Source organism: Polynucleobacter sp. Latsch14-2, assembly GCF_018881925.1.
Lineage (GTDB): Bacteria > Pseudomonadota > Gammaproteobacteria > Burkholderiales > Burkholderiaceae > Polynucleobacter.
Window position 1 is genome coordinate 51575 of the sequence record NZ_JACVPL010000010.1, and the last position, 19988, is coordinate 71562.

Consider the following 19988-nt stretch of genomic DNA (forward strand, 5'->3'; position numbering starts at 1 on the left):
CCTAGTGAACCTGTGATCTGTCACTATTTACAGATGACTATCAATAAATGCAGTCAACTGAGATTTGGCTAAGGCGCCTACTTTTTGGGCGGCTACGGTGCCATTTTTGAACAAAATCAAGGTAGGAATGCCACGAATATTAAACTGGGCAGGAACTCCTTGGTTTTCATCGACGTTCATTTTGGCTATTTGGAGCTTATCGCCATATTCGCTGGATAAATCTTCCAAAATAGGGCCGATCATTTTGCAAGGACCGCACCATTCAGCCCAAAAGTCGAGCAATACAGGTTTGTCGGATTTGAGGACGTCCTGCTCAAAAGAGGCGTCTGTTACATGTTTAATGCCGGCACTCATGAAAATTCCTTATTTAGGCTTATTTAGTTATGTCGCTACAACGCTTATATTAGCAATAAGCCAAGCTTTCTGCCTAAATTTAAAAGATAAACCCTAAAACCGACTAGATGCCCCACCCATTTCCCATTATTTCCGATCTAGGGCAACCCCACTCATGGTCAATTACGCCTGATGCTATGGCACTTGAGTGCTTGGCTAAAGGTGTCTGGGATTGTGCGATACAAACAAATCAGCGCCCCTTGGTAGTTCTGAGCACTGCGGGCCCTCTTATTGGGGTGAGAGAGGCGCTAGAACTACACAGGCCTAAAAACCTTCACCCTAAAATTGCCTTCTTGCCTCAGGTTATGAGCCTTAATGATTGGTTGGAGGCTGCACCAGGCGCATGGAAATTTCCTAAGAAACAATCAGACTTAGAACGTTGGTTATCGGTCTATACCAATCTACGCAAACATAAAGTGTTGCAAAGTTGGTTTAAAGCAGAGAGCGAGGCGGGGGCATGGGGGTTAGCGCAGGCAGTAATTGATGCTTGTGATGCACTCTCAGAAGCAGTGGTTCCTCAATTGCAAGGTGAGCTCAATGCGTTATTGCAAACTGATGCACTCGATACGCAAGCGTGGCTCAATAAAGTCGAGCTTGTTTTGGATCAGGCAATCGCCAAAGCGTATGTTGGCTTATCTCGAAATGTGGTTGACCAAGAGGCTGCCGTCCTATTAACTTTTTGGCGCTACCTGAGTAATGTGGGTGACCCGGTAATACGCAAGCACTTGGCAATGTCTGCGCATTTGCAGCTTGCAAAAGCCAGTAGAGAGAAATCTGATTCAACAGGGCGCGCTTTTATTTGGGTGCAGACTGCAGATCCAAAGCCGATTGATCAAGAGCTGATTGGAAACTACTTAAGCGAGTACGCATTAGTTGCCCCGGTGCTGCAGGTGAGTTTGGATTGGCAGACGGTTGCTTTATGGTCGGAGGCTCTGACGGGTTTGGATGCAGAGGGCTACATACCTTTAGTTAGCACCCAAGAGCAAGCCCAAGTGAATCACAATATCAAGGCGTATAGCCATGATGGCTTGCAATTATTGGCTGCGCGACGTTTTGAAGAATTGGCTTGGGCTGCAACCAAAACAATTGAGAAGCATCTGATAGATGGCAAGAAAAATATCGCTTTAGTAGCGCAAGACCGTCTAGCAGCACGCAGGGCGCGCGCGCTGTTGAGTCGTTTAGGAAATTCATTACGCATTCGAGACGAGACTGGCTGGAAGCTATCGACCACCAGAGCTGCCGCTGCCTTTGATAGTTGGCTAGAGCTCATTCGTGCGCCTAGGGAGGGGCCTAGTGCAAGTGTATTGTTGGAATTCTTAAATAATCCATATTTTGATCTGGCGCACTGTCTGAATGTACCGCCAGAGGCATGCCTTGGTTTGATTGTCCACTTGGAAGACATTCTGATTGCTAGTCAGGCTAAGTCTGGTTGGGAAACCTTTCGCATGGCAATAGAGCGGGCCAATGACTACGCGCTCAAGCATGGCGGGGTAAGTAATCCATATCTCTTGGAGATTATTGGGTTTGTACAAAGTCACCATCATGCTTGGCAACAACTGGCACTCGATTGCTCCAATGCGTACACGCTCCTGCAGAGTAATTTGCAAGATACCGGCATGGCGCAACGTCTCGAGCAAGATTTTGCTGGGAAGCAATTGCTCGAAGTAATTCAGAGTTTTGACCTCCGTGCGAGCGTTTATAAACAAGTGAAGATGCGCTTATCGGAGTGGCTAAGTCTTTTAAAGACTGTGATTGAAGATGCCTCTTATGAAGAGTCTGGATCAGAAGCTTTGGCCACCCTCAGCATTTTGCCGCTCAGCTCAATCCGACTGCGGCATTTTGATGCGGTAGTGTTGGTAGGTTGTGATGAACAACAGTTGCCAGCTTTTTCTGAGCCGCCATTGTTTTTCTCGGACACACTCAATCGTTATCTCAAATCCTCAACTATTGCTGCGCAATATATTCAGCAGGCTAGAGATCTCTCTCAGCTCTTAGTGTCTTGTCCAAGCGTTACCTTACTTTGGCAGAACAAAAGTAAAAGTGGTGAACCTCTAAGACCTTCGGCTTGGATCCAACGCATGCAAGCAATACTGCCAGAGTGGATAGCAATCGATGTCAAGCCGGATGTATATGAAGACCAATCAGACCCGATACAAATGGCAGTGAGTACTCTAAAGCCAGATTTAGCAATTCCGGTAACGGTATCACCAAGCGCTTACAAGGCTTTGCGCGATTGCCCTTATCGATATTATGTGAGTAGCCTACTTGGCTTGCGTAGGGCAAAGGAATTCGAGGAGGGTTTTGATGCATCGCTAGCGGGGCAGACTTTACATGCACTACTCAAAACCTTTTTTGAGGCGCTGAAAAAGGAGGAAAAGAATCCTCAGTCGGCAATTCATGGGGGCGAAGATGCTCGTCGACAATGGATGCGGGAACAGTTAAATCGGTATTCAGAAAAAGAGTTTGAACGCCTTATTGCAGGCGATGCTAGGGTGATGGGTGCCTTGCGAGATTGGCAGAAGCAAATTCCCAGCTTTGTAGATTGGCAGTTACAACGCGAGGCCGCAGGTTGGCGTTATCACGAAGCCGAGTGCAAGGTAGGATTTAGATTAACCTTGACTGACCCTGAGGGTATGCAGCGAGAGATTGAGATAGCGGGTCGCGCAGATCGCTTCGATATGCATGAAACGAATCAGACTGCCGCCGCTGTCATTGATTACAAAAACCAGAAGATCCAGAAAATTGTCGATCGGGCAGATAATCTTTTGGATGATCCTCAGTTACTAATCTATGCGCGGAGTGTGAATGAGGGCGCCATTGCTGCGAATCTTCCTGGGCGAATCGTAGATCAAGCTGAGTGGGTGACACTTAAAGCGGAGATTGACAAAGGGGACGGAAAAAATATCCGAGCGCATGCTGTTGAAGATATGCCGGATATGATGGCGCAATTTTCTGAGCAGATTGTGGATGATCTTAATGTATTGTGGGCGCGTAAACCCATGAAGGCATTTGCACCAGATAGCGTGTGTCGATACTGCGATGCAAGAGGCATTTGCAGAAAGGGGATGTGGTGAGCGAAAACTTTGATTACGCTATAGCCTGCAATCCCGAGCATTCTGTGATTGTTTCTGCTTGCGCGGGTAGTGGCAAGACTTGGCTATTGGTGGCGCGGATGCTGAGGTTATTGCTTGCTGGTGCAAAGCCTACAGAAATTCTGGCGCTTACTTTTACTCGTAAAGCTGCTCAAGAGATGCGCGATCGGCTCTATGGATTGCTGGAAGAATTTTCCAGGGCCGATGACGCTAGCTTAACTCAAGAGTTGATGATGCGAGGCCTTAAGCAGGCAGAGGCTCAAGAGCTCCTCCCCGAAGCTCGGGCGCTGTATCTAAAGGTTTTGGCAAGCCCGCAGGCGATTGTAATTGACACTTTCCATGGTTGGTTTGGTCGTTTGCTTGGTGCGGCACCAGTATCTGCCGATGTTCAGCCAGGCTTTAATTTACGTGAAGATTCTAATCGCCTACAAGATGAGTGCATGGAGGATTGGTGGGGAGATTTACCTCAAGAGCTGAAAGAGTATTTCGATATTTTGCTGGCTGAATTTGGCGCTAGTGAGACACAAAAATTCTTGATGGGTAGTTACAGCCTCTTTAAGCAAAGAGGCGCATGGACCTTTTTCATTGATGCTTGCAAGACACAGGGCTTGACTCCATTAGCGCGACTAGATCAAGGGCTACCGAGCCTGGGGACGCTCAACCCGCTAGAGCGCTTTTGGCAACAACCCCAAACTATGGGCAACCTAGAATTGCTCTACCGATGCTTTAGCAACGGCACACCGACCCAGAAGGCTGGAGCTGCCTATATTGAGTTTGTGATTGCGCACCATCGCGCCGGTGGTTCTCTGATGGAAATTGCCGATGAATGGCAAAGTTATTTCCTCACCAAAAAACGTACGCCATTAGCGGATATCGCTAAGACCTCTAAACCGATGTTGGATTACATCACCAAAACGGGCGGTGATCCCGCAGAAATCACTTCGATTCGCAATGCTTGGGTAGAGGCTTATGAAGCTTTATTCGCTTGGCAAAGCGAGCAGCGAATTCATGATGTCAATGAAGCATGGTTTGCGATGAGTGAAGCGATGCTGGCTCATATGGAAAAGACTAAAGAGTCTATGCGTGTGCGTGACTTTGACGATTTGGAGATTGGGGTTAGCCAGCTTATGGCACAGGCGGCTAACGCCTCCTATTTACAGGCACGCCTCGATGCGAAGTACAGCCACATTTTAATTGATGAGTTTCAGGACACCAATCCCTTGCAGTGGCAGATATTGCGCTCTTGGTTGGAGGGTTATGGTGACGATGGATCCAAGCCTAGCGTCTTTATTGTTGGAGATCCCAAGCAATCTATTTATCGCTTCCGCCGCGCTGACCCGCGCTTATTTGATAGCGCTAGAAATTTCCTAGTAGCTCATTTGGATGCTAAAACTTTATCGCAAAATACCACCCGCAGAAATGCGCCTGCAATTAATGAAGCAGTAAACCAGGTCTTTTTAGCTGGAGCATTGCCAGCGAGCTATCAGTATGCTGCACAAAAAACAGCCTGGCAGCCACCGCTTGAGGGTATTGTAGGGTCGGAATACGCAGCGCAAGGTGAGGCGCAGTTACTCCCGCTGATTGAGCGTGCTGAAGAAGAGCAGTCTGAGCGCTCTGGCACGGCTTTAGATGATGCGATTCATGATGCGGGACAAACTGCTAGTGTTCAGCAGCGCTATGAAGAGGGCAAACAAATTAGTCGTCTAATTCACCGCATTATGGCAACGCGCCAGGTGGTAGATAAAAAGGACGGCAGAGAATTTTGGCGACCAGCTAGAGGAAGTGATTTCATTCTGTTGGTGAAGCGACGCTTATATTTACCTCAGTTTGAGAGGGCCTTACGTGAGACTGGCTTAGCTTATGACAGCTCCCGCTTGGGCGGTCTCTTAAATACGCTAGAAATTGATGACCTCATTGCCTTACTCACAGTCTTGGTTTCACCACGACATGATTTGCCTTTAGCTCAAGTGCTACGAAGCCCTATCTTTGGTTTTACTGAAGAGCAAATGCAGTTGCTTGCCATTAGCATTAGCGAAGCCTACTCATGCTGGTGGGATGCATTACAAGCTAATCAAAACCCGCAGATTCAAAAAGCGGCGCGCTATTTAGAGCATTGGCGTGCTTTGGGTGAGACCTTGCCTGTTCATGATCTACTGGATCTTATTTATCAAGAGAGCAACTTGCGCGTTAAATATGCTCTGGTCTCGCAAAACTTAGCGCGTGCGCAAGTTTTAGCAAATCTTGATGCCTTCTTGACGCTTGCTTTAAATCAAGATGGTGGGCGCTATCCGAGTTTGAGTCGCTTTATTGCTGAGATCAATACCATGCGTCGTGGTGACGATAACGAAACCCCTAATGAGGGTGATGTTGAGTCTGAAGCGGAGCTTGATCAAGATATTGGTGAAATCGACGAGCAAAGCGAAGCGACTGAAGATGATCAGCATCAGCGTGTGCGCTTGATGACGATTCATGGCGCTAAAGGCTTGGAAGCGCCTTTTGTGATCATGCTCGATGCCAACCATACCGAGTGGAAAGCTCCGCATCGTGGCGTTCTCCTTGATTGGTCTCCTGAGCATGCAAGTCCAACGCATCTGTCACTTTACACATCCCAATCATTAACAGGTGAGCGCAGCATCATTTATGACAAAGAGAATGAAGTAAGTCAAAATGAAAATTGGAATTTACTCTATGTCGCCATGACAAGGGCAAAGCAAGGCCTATGGTTAAGCGGTGTGCAAGCAAGTAATAAAACAGGTATTAACGAGCGTTCTTGGTATGGAAGAGCCTTAACTGCTGGTATCACTGTGGATATTGATGTACTGAATCTGCCTGATACCTGTGCTGAATCAAACCACGCCTCAGTAGAGTTGGGCAGTATGCCATTCAGAATGGATCAATTTGCGATTGAATGGGATGCTGCCAAACACAGCCACCAAGAACAGATCGATAAAATTGAAAGCGGAGTATTCGGTGACAAACGCACCAAGCAGCAGGTAAAAATAAAAGAGCCTGATCCTGAGATTTTGGAGGAGGGCGTGTACTTTCATAAATTGCTGGAGTTTTTGATTCCGCAATCGAGCAACCCAGAAAAGTCTCCCGCTCTACCAAGCGATCAAGAGATCATGAATTGGCTGGGTGTAGAGCAAACGCTTGCTCAAAAACTTCAATCGTATGTACAGCTTGTCATGAACGCTCCAGAGCTAAAACCGTATTTGACTTCAGGTGGATGGTTGCAAGCTTGGAATGAACTTGATATTGCTGATGCAGAGGGTAAGAGCTTCCGTCTTGATCGCTTGGTAGAGCTTGGCGATCACTTAGCCATCATTGACTACAAGCTGACTATCCCAAGCCCAGAGAGTGAGATGTACGGCAAATACCTCAAGCAATTGCAGAATTACCAGCAAGAACTGAAGCGCATTCGGCCGGACAAGGAAAACCGAGCTTATTTGATTTCATCTAGCGGAAAGATCGAGCAGATTGGGCAGACTCTCTAATCTTCCTAAGCTCTTGAATAACCCTACTTAATCCCCATATATTGACCTAGAGGCAAAAATCCTCAAACTGGGGATAATCAGTTATCACGCTTAAAGGAGCCCCGATGAAGATGCAACGTTTCTCTAATCTTTTTGCTAGTTTATTTGCTGTCAGCCTATTGCTGTGCAGTGGTTTAGCATTGGCTGAACCCACATTGCCGCAGGTAACTCAGGCTATTCAGTCGGGACAATTGGCTAAAGCCGATGCCATGATGAGCGAGGTTTTGCAAAACCATCCAAATAGCGCTAAAGCCCACTACATTGCTTCTGAGCTCTATTTGAAAGAGGGTAAATTAGATGCGGCTAGAAATGCTTTTATGCAAGCAGAAAACTTGGCTCCAGGATTACCTTTTGTTCAACCTGAATCGGTTCAGAAATTACAAACGCAATTGCGCGCAGGTGCTGCACCGGTTGCAACAAATGCTGGCGCTGAATCTATTTTCGCTAGCCCAATTTTTTGGATTCTGATGGCTATTTTGGTGGTGGGCATCATCTTCTTCATGAAAAACCGCAACGCCCAACAGCCAGTGCAAGTTTATAACGCACCAACAGCGAATGGCCCGTATCCTGGAACTCCTGGCGGCTATCCACCAAATTATCCAGGTGCGCCAACGTCTGGTATGGGTGGTGGCTTAATGGGTAGTCTCGCTACAGGCGCTGCGCTTGGTGCTGGCATGGTCGCTGGCCAAGCTTTAGCCGGTCATTTAATGGGTGGCAGTAGCCAGGCCAACCCGGGTAATGCGAACAATGGCTTTAATCAAGTTGGCGGACAGGCACCAGATGCCGCTAACTTCGGTGTAAACGATGCGAGCTCTTGGGATGATGGTGGCTCAAGCTCCTGGGATGACAGCAGCGGTGGCGGCGACTTTATGAGTGATGTATAGCGTACCTGCAAACTCAGTAAAGCCATTCATTAATAAACGCAATACACACTAGAAAGTAGTAAGCAACCATGGCAATTTCAATGTACCAAGCATCTATCCCTCAATTTAAAAAGATGCTGAGCAATCTTTCTATCATCCTTAAGAAGGGCGAAGAGTACGCCAGCGCCAAGAAGATTGAGGGCACCGTATTGACAGGAGAGCGTTTATTCCCGGATATGTTCCCACTCTCCAAGCAGGTACAGATTGCTTGTGATCAAGTCAAGAACGGCATGGCTCGCTTGGCTGGTATTGAGCCGCCGAAGTTTGACGATAGCGAAACCACTTTTGCTGAGTTGCAAGAGCGGGTTGCTAAAACCATTGCATTTATCGATGGTATTAAGCCTGCACAAGTCGATGGCACTGAAGCCAAAGAGATTAAGTTTTCCATTAAAGAGTGGCATTTTGAGTTTGTGGGCGAGCAATATCTCTTGACCTGGATTATTCCGAACTTCTACTTTCATGTGACTACTACATACAACCTCTTGCGTCACAACGGCGTTGAAATCGGCAAGGCAGATTACTTGGGTTAAACCAGCATATTCAGTAAACTGCTGACATGGATCATTTAAACGCGATTACTGAGATAGTGCAGCCCTGGATCTTTCGGGCCAGTATCTATTTGTCGAATGCGTTTTTAGATGACCCCGCCATTCTGGCTTTTGCTTTTTGCTAAGCAGGACAGGATCGGTAGATTAACCACCTTCGGGTGGTTTTTTCTTGCCTATGTTTGGAGAAAATAGCCATAAAACAACAAAAATATCTTCATTTATGAGGCTTTTACATATACTGTATAGATATACAGTATATTAGTGACTATGACGCCTCAAATTTACCCCCAGAAATCGACCCTAAGCCAAGCCCCACAAGCCTTGGCAGCGTATTTTGATGATTTTGAGCTGAGGTTGCTCAGCCACCGGATTTCAGCTGGATTCCCTAGTCCAGCGGCAGATTATGCTGAACAGGGGCTCGATTTGAACCGCTACTTGGTTCAGAACAAGCCAGCCACTTTTATGTTTACCGTCCAGGGTGATTCGATGATGGGCGCCGGTATCTGTGATGGCGACAAGGTGGTTGTTGATAAAGCCCTTAAACCAAAACACAAAGACATTGTGGTGGCAGTCGTGGATAGCGAGTACACCATCAAACGCCTCTACCAATTACGTGGTCGAATTGAGCTCCAACCAGAAAACCCCAACTTTGAACCCATTACCTTTGATGAAGGTAGCGAGCTCCAAATCTGGGGTGTAGTGGTTGGTGTAGTGCGCAAGTACAGCAATGCTAGTAGCAGGGGGAGTAAATAAGATGGCGAACCCAGTGAACCTATTCAACGAATCCAATCAAGCCAAGCAACTATTCGCCTTGGTAGACGTAAACAACTTCTACGTTTCTTGCGAGCGGGTATTTGCCCCTAAGTTAGAGGGCGTACCCGTAGTAGTTTTATCAAACAATGATGGTTGTGCTGTCGCCAGAAGTGCTGAAGTGAAAGCCTTGGGTGTGAAGATGGCAACACCTTGGTTCAAGATGAAAGACCTCGCCAAAGAGCATGGCATTGTGGCGTATTCATCAAACTACACACTGTATGGTGATATGAGTGATCGCGTTGTGCAGGTCCTCAGAAGATTTACGCCTAATCTTGAGGTCTACAGCATCGATGAAAGTTTTCTTAAAATTGAATCTGTACTCAAAGCTTATCCAGATGCAACGCACCTTGGTCACATCATTAAACAAGATGTTAAAGACACTACTGGTCTACCAGTTTGTGTGGGCATTGGTTCTAGCAAGACCTTGGCAAAGTTTGCCAATCACCTAGCTAAGAAGTATTCACAGTTTGCAGGTGTATGTGATGTCGAGAGTATGCCTAAGGAAGAGCTCTATCAATGGATGAGTGAGATACCAGTAGGCGAGGTGTGGGGTATTGGTAGGCAGCTTGCCAAGAAACTCGCAGCCCTGAAAATCAATACCGTCTTTGACCTCTTACAAGTCTCACCACAAACTATGCGCCAACAATTTGGTGTCGTTATGGAAAGACTTTGCTATGAGTTGCGTGGCGTATCCTGCTTAAAGCTAGAAGAAGTGGCGCCAGCTAAACAGCAAATCATTGCTTCGCGTAGCTTTGGTAAGTTGGTTACCAGCTTAGAAGAATTGGCTGAGTCGGTTGCCACTCATGCCGCAAGAGCTGCAGAAAAAATCAGAAGCCAAAATTCTGTTACGGGCGCGATTAGCATCTTTATTGAAACCAATCCCCATAAGCAGAACGAGCCTCAGTACGCACAAAGTATCACCGTCGCACTAGAGAGCCCAACAGATAACACGCTCAAGCTAACTGAGGCAGCAGTGGAGGGTCTTAAGCAAATCTATCAGGGTGGCTTTAGATATAAGAAGGCCGGCATTGTGCTCAATCTTTTATCTGATAAACCCACCGTGCAGCAATCACTGTTTGATGATGTCGACACTAGAGGGAAATCCGCTGATCTTATGAAAGCCTTGGATTCTATTAATAGTCGCTTTGGCAATGCGGTGATTCGTTCGGGAGCAGCAGGAACTAAACAATCCTGGCAAATGAGATCTGGCAACAAGTCACCGAACTACACAACTCAGTGGAACGAATTACCAGTGGTGCACTAGGAAAAAGAGCAGAACACAAAAAAATCAACAAACAAACAACAAACAAAATAACAAATTGAGCGCTAATTTTTACTAGCTCATTTTGTGAGCTTTAAAGTGAATATTCTTAAAACATAGCAGTAAAGATTGAAGTATCAGCAACAAAACAGACGAGCAAAAAAAGGAGAAATAAATGGAACTAATCAATAACTTTAATGGTCTATCACTGGCAGTCATCATGGTGTTGTCTTACTTCGCCGTATTGAAAAGCACTAAACGCGATTCTTTCGAGAAAAAACAGGCAGTGTTTAATCGTCACTATCGTTAAGAAAAAAATAGCAGTGCAAAGAAGTGGGTGGCGGCATGCAGCAAAAAAGCAGCAAAAGTCTAAAGGGGAATGAGGAAATCACGGATTCCTTATTCCCCAACTGCAGATATTGAGTATTTCAGCGTGAATTCATCAGCGCTTGGAATTGAATCCCCCAAAGACTCTTAGTCAGTTGAGCCGGTCCTAGCAAAGGATCCAATATCCTTCATTCATCTAAGTGGTATAAATTGAATATCAGTAACGATCTTTCTGGGGCCTAATGGGCTAAAAAATGAAAACAATGGCCATGTTAAAGATTTTTGTAAGCCTATTGGCTTTGACCTGCTCCTCACTTGTATGTGCAGACTATCCTGAAAAATCTATTCGCTTAGTAGTGCCTTTTGCTACTGGCGGCACTTCAGAAATTGTGGCGCGTTCCGTGGCAAATAGTCTGAGCACTAGCTTGGGTCAATCTGTATATGTAGATAACAAGCCTGGAGGTGCAGGCAATATCGCCATGGAAGAGGTTAAGCGCGCTAATCCTGATGGCTACACTTTAATTTTGGGTCATGTTGGAACTTTGGCTGTGAACCCAGCGCTATTTGGTAAAAAATTGCCGTACGATCCGAATAAAGATTTCGCGCCAGTTACTTTAGTAGCAAAAGTACCAAATGTGATTGCTGTGAGCGAGAAAAGCAATTACAAAACATTGGGAGATTTGGTAGTGGACGCTAAAAAGAACCCAGGCAAGATTAATTATGGATCTGCAGGTAATGGTAGTGCGGGGCACTTAGCGATGGAGTATTTTTCTTCTGAAGCGGGCATTGATTTAGTGCATGTACCTTACAAAGGCTCTGGACCGATGCTCACAGACCTGATTGGCGGTCAAATTCAAGCAACCTTTAATGGCTTGCCCTCTCTAATGGGTCAGATTAAGGGTGGTACTTTACGCCCCTTAGCGGTTGGTTCATCCGAGCGCTCCAAAGTATTGCCCAATGTGCCCACCATAGCGGAGTCTGGCTATAAGGGGTTTGAGACGTCACAGTGGTACGGAATTATTGCTCCTGCCGGCACACCGCCAGCAGTGATTGATCGATTGCAAAAAGAGATTGCAAAGTCATTGAAGTCAAAAGAAGACTCTAAGAAGATGCTCGAAGACGGAGCGATATTAGTGGGGGATACACCGACTCAGTTCGGCGCATTCATTAAAGCTGAACAAGGTCGCTGGGCCAAAGTGGTTGAGAAAGCAAAAATCACAGTAGATTAATTCATCAGCTGGGCGCTTGATTAGGGAGCGGTATTTAGGCGGTAAGACGTCTTAACACGCTCAAATTACCCCCCCCCACTTATACAAGATTATTTATTTGGACTCGAGCGCTTTGCGTAAGTACTCGGAAACATTGTCCTGGCGCAACATCCACTGTTTGTAATCAGTTGGCACCTGGCTAATGGCTTCGCCTTTGTGCTTGCCAAAAGGCATGATGGTCGGAATTCTGGCTTTCTCAGACATTTCCCAAAATGCATCCAATGAAGTAGGATGCAACTTCTCAATAATCTTGCCAACAATTTTGGAACAGATCCAAACATCCGCTAGTGCGCTATGTGCATTACGCAATTGCTCTCGAGCAATATCTCTCTCAAAGAAATACAGTAGAGCACTTTGAGTATGACTATCAAGTTCAGGCCAAAGACTGCGAGCTAGGGCAAGCGTGCAAATCCGTTTTACTTCGGGGCTGCCAATGGCTACCCAGTCAAAGTCAATGTTGTGACCGATGAGGTATTTAGTGCCGGCAGGTAATTTAAACGAACTACTGGGCGGGCAACTCACCAGCTCCTCATCCATGATGTGATGCGTAGCAAGAGCGCCAAGGCTAATGGGCTTGCCGGGGTTGTAACGCTGCACCCAGGGATTGCCGACCTCAAAGGGTGCTAGAGAGGTGACATCTAATGAGGCAGCCTCAATAATGACGGCATCATTCTTATCGGTTGCTTCAACATCGAAAATAATGGCTTGGGACATGGGCAGAGTGAAGTAAGTGGTTGGTAGAGGCATTGTGCCCTGAAATCAAAAAGGGCGGTCTGCCTAATGAACTGTCATCTAGTGGATGTGCTTTAGGAGGAACGACCCGAAGGTAGTGCGGGCTTCCACGCTTGAATATTCCATTTGAATTGGCCATGCATTACCCCAGTAAGTAGCAGTTAATGCCTCTGGGTGACACAGCTAAGTGACACAAATCTTTGTCTTAAAAATAAAACCCAACGCAAACAAAGACTTAAAAATAGGGTGGATGAGCCAAACCCCCGGCACTGGCAGAAATTGGGTTTGGCTGCTTCGTTCCCGACCTGACCAGGTTATCCAACCCACCATGCGGGGAGGCCCATCCGCTTCCATTTTAGCTTGTTAGAATGATGCCTATGACATCTTTGGCATTAGCCCGTTCGTGGCGCCCTAAAACTTTCTCCCAATTGGTTGGACAGGACCATGTGGTCAAGGCTTTAACCCATGCCCTTGACCAGGGACGCCTACACCACGCTTGGTTATTTACGGGTACTCGAGGTGTAGGTAAGACGACGATTGCCCGCATTATGGCCAAAGCCCTCAATTGTGTGGGTGAGGATGGTTCTGGCAAGATGACTTCGGAGCCCTGTGGCAAATGTCCAGCTTGTCTAGCAATCGATGCAGGACGCTTTGTGGACTACATCGAAATGGATGCGGCGAGTAATCGCGGTGTAGACGATATTGCTGCTCTCTTAGAAAAAGCAGCTTATGCACCAAGCAATGCTCGTTATAAGGTCTACATGATTGACGAGGTGCATATGCTCACCAATCATGCCTTTAATGCCATGCTCAAGACTTTGGAAGAACCGCCAGAGCACGTCAAATTTATCTTAGCCACCACCGATCCCCAAAAGATCCCAGTCACTATTTTGTCGCGTTGTTTACAGTTCAACCTCAAGCAGATGCCGGTGCCGCTGATTGTTGAGCATTTAGAAAAAGTCCTTGCCGCAGAAAGCGTCGAATACGAAACCAATGCACTGCGTGTCTTAGCAAAAGCGGCGCAAGGCTCGATGCGCGATGCCTTATCTTTGACGGATCAAGCGATTGCTTATGCTGCTGGCAAAGTTTCCGAAGAATCTGTACGCGGCATGCTCGGCACTTTAGATGATTCGTATTTGATTCGGATCTTGGACTCTTTAATTGCTAAAGATGGTGCAACACTATTGGCCATTAGTAATGAGATGGGTGAGCGCAGTATGTCTTTCTCACTCGCTCTACAAGATCTATCGAGCTTGATTCAAAAGATTGCAGCAGCCCAAATTGTTCCGGAGTCTGTATTGGAAGATTGGCCTGAAGCGGGTGAGATTCATCGCCTAGCCGCATTGCTCTCTAAAGAAGAGGCACAACTCTTCTACCAAATCACGATTACTAGCCGTCCTGATTTATCGCTTGCGCCCGATGAGCAAACTGGCTTTGCCATGACGCTTTTGCGTATGTTGGCATTTCGTCCGAGCAGCAGCGGAGGGGGCAGAGGTGGTTCTGCTCCAACTCCATCGGCACCCCCAGTCAATACTGCTCGTCCAGCTGCATCAACGAATTCGGCACCAGCATCAGCACCAGCCGCAAGAGCTCCAACTCCTACTGTATCGAACTCCGCAGCAAGTGCACCTGTTGCTACACCGGCATCCGCCGTCGGCAATGCTGCAGAGCGCCCTGATTGGCACACATTGATGCGTCAATTACCAGTACGCGGCTTGGTTCAGCAATTGGCGTTTCAGACAGAGTTACAAGACTGGAATGATTCAGCTGCAGGGGTTAAAGCCACTATCGTTACACCAATGCCACAGCTCGCTTCGGAAGCATCGGTAGCGCGTTTAACCGATGCCTTAACCACCCACTTTGGCAAACCCGTCAAAGTAGTAATTGAAAAGGGTGAGGTTGAGGGTAAGACTGTTGCTAAGGTTGATCAACAGATACATCAAGAGAAACGACAGAATGCTGAACAGCTAATTGCAGCCGATCCTTTTATTCAGCAGCTAGAAAAAGAATTTGGTGCCAAGGTTGTTGGCGGCTCTGTTAAACCACTTTAAATTTAAGGAATAGAAGAGATGATGAAAGGTGGACTTGCTGGCCTCATGAAACAGGCACAGCAGATGCAAGAGAAGATGAAAGTCGCGCAGGCTGAACTGGCTGCGCTCGAAGTATCTGGTCAAGCAGCTGGCGGCTTGGTCAAAGTTTCTCTTACCGGTAAATACGAACTCAAACGCGTAGAGATTGATCCTGCTGCGATGGATGATCGTGAAATGCTTGAAGACCTGATTGTGACTGCGTATTCAGAAGCATTCAAACAAGTTGAAGCTGCCAATGCGCAATTGATGTCTGGTGCAACTGCTGGCATGCCTATGCCCCCAGGCTTTAAGTTGCCTTTCTAACTGAATGATTGATTTGGTAATTAGTTAATGGCACGTCATGAAGCACCTCAAGATGCCCTTGGTCGCCTGATCGAAGCGCTACGCGTTTTGCCAGGAGTAGGACCAAAGTCGGCACAGCGCATGGCTTTTTATTTGCTGCAGCATGATCGCAATGGCGCTGCGGTTCTTGCCCAATCTTTGGGTGAAGCAGTAGGGACTGTTGGCCACTGCGCCCGTTGCAATACTTTCTCTGAAACCCAAATCTGTGGCACTTGTTCCGATGGTCGCCGTGACCCATCATTGCTATGTATTGTGGAAACGCCTGCTGACCAAGTGATGGTGGAGCAGACTTTAAGCTTCAAAGGTAATTACTTTGTTTTGATGGGTCGCATTTCACCGCTGGATGGCATGGGTCCTAATGAAATTCATTTTGATAGGCTGTTAGCTCGCATCGAAACCCCCGATACCGATGTTCCCGTGAGGGAAGTAGTGCTAGCCACCAACTTTACGAGTGAGGGTGAAGCAACTGCCCATTACATCGGCGAAGTACTTAAAGCCAAAGGTATTAAGGTCACCCGCATTGCCAGAGGCATTCCGGTGGGTGGTGAGTTGGAGTACGTTGATGCTGGTACTTTAGCTAGAGCCTTGATGGACCGCCGTTAATTATGTCTGCAGTAATCAGGCTGTCAAACCCATTAATAGAAGATGCCAGGCTTCATGCGAAGGCATCAGGTCGGTCTGTTTCTGAACAGATTGAGTATTGGACTCGACTTGGTAAAGCAGTTGAAGATAATCCTGACCTAGGCACTCATATGATCCAAGATCTACTGGCTGGAATTAAGGATATAAAGCTGCAAAAGCTTGCGCCTTATCATTTCGGAATCTCGCGCTAAAACCATATTCACTGTGGCGTTGATATTGAGCCGGAGGATTATTAATATCTCCTGACTATGAAATCAACAACTACTGACCAAACTGGATTAAGTTTGACCATGCAAGCCATTGCCGAATTAGAGGCGGGCAAAGGCAAGCGGTTTCAAACTCTCCAGGCCTTTATCGATGATCTTCATTCTGAAGAATCCAGCAACCTCCCGAAACCATCCGATGTAATCATTGCGCATCGCGCTGAGATTCGTGCAATTGTTCATACGCACCATGCAAGTAATCCCCGCATTGTTGAGTCAATAGTCTGCAGTAATGATGAGGGAAGTAATTTCAGTATTTTGATCGATCTCGATAGTCAGACAACATTATTTGACATTGCTGCTATTAGTCTTGAATTAAAGAAATTACTTGGAGTTCGAGTGGAGGTATTAACGCCTAATGCTTTGCCGGAAAGGTTTCGAACTAAGCTCATCGAGATGGCTCAGCCAATCTGAGCTTGAACCCCCTTAGGCTCAATATTTATGACCACTCAGCCTTTAATCCAGTGGTTCAGTTGTATATCAGCACCCCAAACCCCCATTTTGAGATTACCCAGTCACCAAAACGACATAAATACTAGGTAAATTGCCCCTTATTGGGGATAATTCGGTCTGCACCACTGTTGAGCTTCAATCTCCGCCTGTGCCGCAGTACCGACGAATGACTAAATGAGCTGTATATACCCAGGCCTTGTTGCCACTAATTGAAATCGTGAATGACCCGCAAGTATCTCCTCATTCTCCTGTTGAGTTTCATGAGCGCCCCTGCATTTGCACAGAGGGCAGGATCAGGTGCTGACCAAATAGCTAGTTTTGCCGATCCTATCGATGGATTGCCTACAGAAGGGTCGATTTTGGGTTTGCCAGTCAATGTGCATGGCCAAACTACTTATATTAACCAGCGTTATAACAATTTCACCTCCTCATATGCGGGTATGAATAGTTTGTCAGCAAATAAATCGATGAGCTATACCTGGTCGGGTACTTTGTTCTTTGGTGCCCGCATTGCGCAAGATACTGATATTTACTTCAACCCTGAGGTGGTGTCGGGCGTGCCATTTTCTGGCTTGACAGGTTTAGGTGGCTTTACCAACGGTGAAGCAACTAAAGCCAATGGGGCGCAAGCGAAGTTTTATTCTGCGCGCGCTTTTGTACGTCAAACAATTAATCAAGAGGGTGACAAACTCACCCTGGATAACGAAGCCAATCAAATCACACAAATCGTTAGCAGTAATCGCTTTGTGATTACGGGTGGTCAGTTCTCGACCTTAGATATCTTTGACGATAGCCGTTATGCCAAAGACCCGCGGGTGCAGTTCATGAACTGGGGCAATATGACCTATCTAGCCTATGACTACGCTGCCGATGCACGTGGCTATGGCTGGGGCTTAGCAGGCGAGTGGTATCGCGATAACTGGGTTTTTCGTGCGTCACGCATGACAGCACCGCGTACCCCGAATTCTTTAAACATTGATTGGCATATTTTAGATACCTATGGTGATCAGGTTGAGGTCGAACGTCAGCACAATATCGCCGACTTGCCCGGTAAAGTTAGTGTGCTGGCCTATCGCAACAAAATGATCTTGGCACGCTTTCAGGATGCAACCAACTACATTGTGCAAAACAGTGCTCAGGGTACTCAAGCCATTAACAATGTCCGGAACAACTACCAATATAAAACGGGTGTTGGTTTACATGCCGAGCAAGCTTTAACTAAAGACCTCGGTATTTATGGCCGCGCTTTTACTTCTGATGGCCATACCGAAACGATGTCATTTACCGAGGCTGATAATTCGGTATCGGTGGGTATGGGTTTAAATGGCCAAAGCTGGGATCGTCCCAAGGACAGTATTGGCATTTCGATGATGCAAAACGGGCTATCAAGCTATCGCCGCAGTTACCTCCAGGCGGGTGGCGTGTCCTATTTTATTGGCGATTATGCAGGCCCTAATCAGACGATTTCTTATCGTCCGGAGCGCATTGCTGAGATGTATTACAACGCCACAATGATCAAAAATGTCCTGTTTGGCATTAACTATCAACACGTTAGCAACCCTGCCTATAACTCAGCCCGCGGTCCAGTACAGATTTACTCTTTCCGGGTGCATGCTGAGTTTTAAGGATCTGCAAACTTTCCAGCTCATTATTATCTTTAGAATCAATGAGATAAGGATTGTTAAATAATCGACTTTTGCTGTTTCTACCCTATAATCCTTTAAACCCCTTATTTAGCCTTTTTGGGGGCCATAAAAACAGTAGCAGCATTGATATTTAGAGGCAGCCGCATTTGATTCACGGCCAATTAAAAACGAGCGCAGTTCATCCATTCAAGCGTGTAGCTTGGGTTCTATTCGCCCCTATTTTTTCTGCTTCATTAGCCTTTGCTCAAGCGCCCACATCAGTGACCGTGCAGACTGGTGATGCAGACTCCACAGTTGCTTCGACACTAAGTGCGCCACCGGCTATTACCGCACAAAGCACTCCTTCAAAAGCACCAGAATTGTTTGCGCCAGTCACTCAGGCCAACACGCCTAAGGTGTATGTCAAAGGCGCACCATCTGGGCCAACCGAGATGGATCTGCGCCAGCTCTGGTCTGAGCTCAAATTAAATAATCCGCAGCTGTCTGCTTTGCGTGAATCCTATTTATCCGCCAAGGCCACTGTGCCGCAAATTGCAGCACCCGCCAATCCACAGGTCGGTTTGGTGTGGTCGGGTATGCCAGTCAATTCTCCATTTGCTTTAGGTGGGGCGAATGCGCCAACCGCTGCAAACCAAAATGGTATTAGTAGCAATAATGCTATTTCGTTCACGCAACCATTTCAGTTTCCGGGCAAGAAGAGCTTGGCTGCCAATATTGCTGACACCAATGCTGAAGCGCTGTTAGCACAAAGCGAATCTACCTATCTCCAATTGGGCGCTCAGCTATCTACCCTCTATTACAACACCTTGGCATCTCAAAAACAGTTACAGGTTCTGAAAGAGTCCGTACTTCGCTTGGAGATGATTAAGAACGTTGCTAAGGCGCGTTACTCCAATAACGCCGCAGCTTATGTTGAGTACCTTAATGCACAAGTGGCTCAGAGTGCAGCCCAGGCTGACCAATTCAATTTAGAGCGTCAATTACAAGTTGGATTAAATAACATCAACACACTAGTAGGTCGCCATTCTCGTGAAAAATTAATCTTGCGGGGTGATGGTCGTCGTGCGATGACTGGTGTGCCAACTTTAGTGGAGTTGGAGGACTATGCTGAAACCAGTCATCCTGCCCTAAAGAGTTCCGCGTTGCAATTAGACGCCGCACGCAAAGGTGTTGACCTAGCCAAGAAAGCCTACCTGCCTGACTTTCAGGTGATTGGATCATCTTATACGCCGCGCGGACCTTTTGCTGCTAATAATGGCGCACTGTTTTATCAATTCGAATTAGATCTGGTTATTCCTTTGTACTTCTTCACTAAAGAAAAGTATGGGGTCGAACAAGCTCAACGCAATGCTGCTTCAGCTGAAGCGGGGAATATTTCCAATCGCCAACAAATTGTTCTAGCCGTGAATTCTGCTTACGCAGCTTATGAGCAAGCCAAGAATCAGACTCAGTTTTTAAAAGACCGGCAAGTCCCACAGGCAGATGCTGCCTATAAGGTTGGCTTGATCCAGTACTCCAACAATGGGCAGGGATTTAATGATTTATTGACTGCGCAGACACAATTGCGTAGTTTGGAGATTCAGTTGGCGTTGGCCGAAGCGAATTTATTGCAAGCACAAGCGGTGTTGCTTGTAACGGCCGGCAAAGAACCTTTTTAAGGAG

The 19988-nt window shown here is 46.8% G+C and carries 17 protein-coding genes and 1 other RNA gene; 15 read left to right on the plus strand and 3 right to left on the minus strand.

Features of this window, described 5'->3' with window-relative positions; translation table 11 throughout:
- Window positions 1-27 precede the first annotated feature (27 nt).
- The gene (gene trxA, locus ICN46_RS09080) at window positions 28-354 is read right to left on the minus strand and encodes a thioredoxin TrxA (protein ID WP_216207663.1); all 327 of its coding nucleotides are present in this window, start codon (window positions 352-354) and stop codon (window positions 28-30) included.
- Between the two features lie 107 nt (window positions 355-461).
- On the opposite strand from trxA, the gene ICN46_RS09085 reads away from it, so the two are divergent.
- The 8 genes from ICN46_RS09085 (at window position 462) to ICN46_RS09115 (ending at window position 12119) form a co-directional block, all read left to right on the plus strand.
- Entirely contained in the window at window positions 462-3467 is a 3006-nt protein-coding gene (locus ICN46_RS09085; protein ID WP_216207666.1) for a PD-(D/E)XK nuclease family protein, read from the plus strand.
- Complete coding sequence (locus ICN46_RS09090; RefSeq protein WP_370625520.1) at window positions 3464-6979, plus strand: UvrD-helicase domain-containing protein; 3516 nt, start codon at window positions 3464-3466, stop codon at window positions 6977-6979. The genes ICN46_RS09085 and ICN46_RS09090 overlap by 4 nt, the downstream gene beginning before the upstream one ends.
- Window positions 6980-7083: 104 nt before the next feature.
- Window positions 7084-7902, plus strand: a complete 819-nt coding sequence (locus tag ICN46_RS09095; protein WP_216207668.1) for a tetratricopeptide repeat protein — start codon at window positions 7084-7086, stop codon at window positions 7900-7902.
- A gap of 68 nt (window positions 7903-7970) precedes the next feature.
- On the plus strand, window positions 7971-8471 hold the full coding sequence (locus ICN46_RS09100) for a DUF1993 domain-containing protein (protein WP_216207671.1): 501 nt from the start codon (window positions 7971-7973) through the stop codon (window positions 8469-8471).
- A gap of 285 nt (window positions 8472-8756) precedes the next feature.
- Complete coding sequence (locus ICN46_RS09105; protein WP_216860331.1) at window positions 8757-9242, plus strand: LexA family protein; 486 nt, start codon at window positions 8757-8759, stop codon at window positions 9240-9242.
- Between the two features lies 1 nt (window position 9243).
- Complete coding sequence (locus ICN46_RS09110; protein ID WP_255538817.1) at window positions 9244-10566, plus strand: Y-family DNA polymerase; 1323 nt, start codon at window positions 9244-9246, stop codon at window positions 10564-10566.
- A gap of 172 nt (window positions 10567-10738) precedes the next feature.
- Window positions 10739-10873, plus strand: coding sequence for a hypothetical protein (locus ICN46_RS12015; RefSeq protein WP_255538818.1), 135 nt, complete (start codon window positions 10739-10741; stop codon window positions 10871-10873).
- A 271-nt stretch (window positions 10874-11144) separates the two neighbouring features.
- Entirely contained in the window at window positions 11145-12119 is a 975-nt protein-coding gene (locus ICN46_RS09115; protein WP_216207679.1) for a Bug family tripartite tricarboxylate transporter substrate binding protein, read from the plus strand.
- Between the two features lie 93 nt (window positions 12120-12212).
- Here ICN46_RS09115 and ICN46_RS09120 read toward each other — a convergent pair whose 3' ends face one another.
- The gene (locus ICN46_RS09120) at window positions 12213-12905 is read right to left on the minus strand and encodes a putative quorum-sensing-regulated virulence factor (RefSeq protein WP_255538819.1); all 693 of its coding nucleotides are present in this window, start codon (window positions 12903-12905) and stop codon (window positions 12213-12215) included.
- Window positions 12906-13136: 231 nt separating this feature from the next.
- An RNA gene (gene ffs / locus ICN46_RS09125) (signal recognition particle sRNA small type) lies at window positions 13137-13235 on the minus strand.
- Between the two features lie 32 nt (window positions 13236-13267).
- Between ffs and dnaX the strand changes: the two genes are divergently transcribed.
- The 7 genes from dnaX to ICN46_RS09160 all read left to right on the plus strand — a co-directional run bounded on the left by dnaX (window position 13268) and on the right by ICN46_RS09160 (window position 19984).
- Entirely contained in the window at window positions 13268-14941 is a 1674-nt protein-coding gene (dnaX, locus tag ICN46_RS09130; protein ID WP_216207682.1) for a DNA polymerase III subunit gamma/tau, read from the plus strand.
- Window positions 14942-14959: 18 nt separating this feature from the next.
- On the plus strand, window positions 14960-15283 hold the full coding sequence (locus ICN46_RS09135) for a YbaB/EbfC family nucleoid-associated protein (RefSeq protein WP_216207685.1): 324 nt from the start codon (window positions 14960-14962) through the stop codon (window positions 15281-15283).
- A gap of 27 nt (window positions 15284-15310) precedes the next feature.
- The gene (gene recR / locus ICN46_RS09140) at window positions 15311-15925 is read left to right on the plus strand and encodes a recombination mediator RecR (RefSeq protein WP_216207689.1); all 615 of its coding nucleotides are present in this window, start codon (window positions 15311-15313) and stop codon (window positions 15923-15925) included.
- A 2-nt stretch (window positions 15926-15927) separates the two neighbouring features.
- Window positions 15928-16155 (plus strand): TA system antitoxin ParD family protein, encoded by a 228-nt coding sequence (locus ICN46_RS09145; protein ID WP_216860332.1) that lies wholly within the window; start codon window positions 15928-15930, stop codon window positions 16153-16155.
- Window positions 16156-16212: 57 nt separating this feature from the next.
- Complete coding sequence (locus ICN46_RS09150; RefSeq protein ID WP_216860333.1) at window positions 16213-16641, plus strand: nucleotidyltransferase; 429 nt, start codon at window positions 16213-16215, stop codon at window positions 16639-16641.
- Between the two features lie 260 nt (window positions 16642-16901).
- Entirely contained in the window at window positions 16902-18305 is a 1404-nt protein-coding gene (locus ICN46_RS09155) for a carbohydrate porin (protein ID WP_216207692.1), read from the plus strand.
- 167 nt (window positions 18306-18472) lie between these two features.
- Window positions 18473-19984, plus strand: a complete 1512-nt coding sequence (locus ICN46_RS09160; RefSeq protein WP_216207695.1) for a TolC family protein — start codon at window positions 18473-18475, stop codon at window positions 19982-19984.
- The last annotated feature ends 4 nt before the right edge of the window (window positions 19985-19988 follow it).

Coding starts and splice junctions, on each gene's coding strand:
- ICN46_RS09105 (WP_216860331.1), top strand. CDS start 8,757: ATGACGCCTCAAATTTACCCCCAGAAATCGACCCTAAGCCAAGCCCCA.
- ICN46_RS12015 (WP_255538818.1), top strand. CDS start 10,739: ATGGAACTAATCAATAACTTTAATGGTCTATCACTGGCAGTCATCATG.
- ICN46_RS09085 (WP_216207666.1), top strand. CDS start 462: ATGCCCCACCCATTTCCCATTATTTCCGATCTAGGGCAACCCCACTCA.
- recR (WP_216207689.1), top strand. CDS start 15,311: ATGGCACGTCATGAAGCACCTCAAGATGCCCTTGGTCGCCTGATCGAA.
- ICN46_RS09100 (WP_216207671.1), top strand. CDS start 7,971: ATGGCAATTTCAATGTACCAAGCATCTATCCCTCAATTTAAAAAGATG.
- ICN46_RS09145 (WP_216860332.1), top strand. CDS start 15,928: ATGTCTGCAGTAATCAGGCTGTCAAACCCATTAATAGAAGATGCCAGG.
- dnaX (WP_216207682.1), top strand. CDS start 13,268: ATGACATCTTTGGCATTAGCCCGTTCGTGGCGCCCTAAAACTTTCTCC.
- ICN46_RS09120 (WP_255538819.1), bottom strand. CDS start 12,905: ATGCCTCTACCAACCACTTACTTCACTCTGCCCATGTCCCAAGCCATT.
- ICN46_RS09155 (WP_216207692.1), top strand. CDS start 16,902: ATGACCCGCAAGTATCTCCTCATTCTCCTGTTGAGTTTCATGAGCGCC.
- ICN46_RS09150 (WP_216860333.1), top strand. CDS start 16,213: ATGAAATCAACAACTACTGACCAAACTGGATTAAGTTTGACCATGCAA.
- trxA (WP_216207663.1), bottom strand. CDS start 354: ATGAGTGCCGGCATTAAACATGTAACAGACGCCTCTTTTGAGCAGGAC.
- ICN46_RS09110 (WP_255538817.1), top strand. CDS start 9,244: ATGGCGAACCCAGTGAACCTATTCAACGAATCCAATCAAGCCAAGCAA.
- ICN46_RS09095 (WP_216207668.1), top strand. CDS start 7,084: ATGAAGATGCAACGTTTCTCTAATCTTTTTGCTAGTTTATTTGCTGTC.
- ICN46_RS09115 (WP_216207679.1), top strand. CDS start 11,145: ATGAAAACAATGGCCATGTTAAAGATTTTTGTAAGCCTATTGGCTTTG.
- ICN46_RS09135 (WP_216207685.1), top strand. CDS start 14,960: ATGATGAAAGGTGGACTTGCTGGCCTCATGAAACAGGCACAGCAGATG.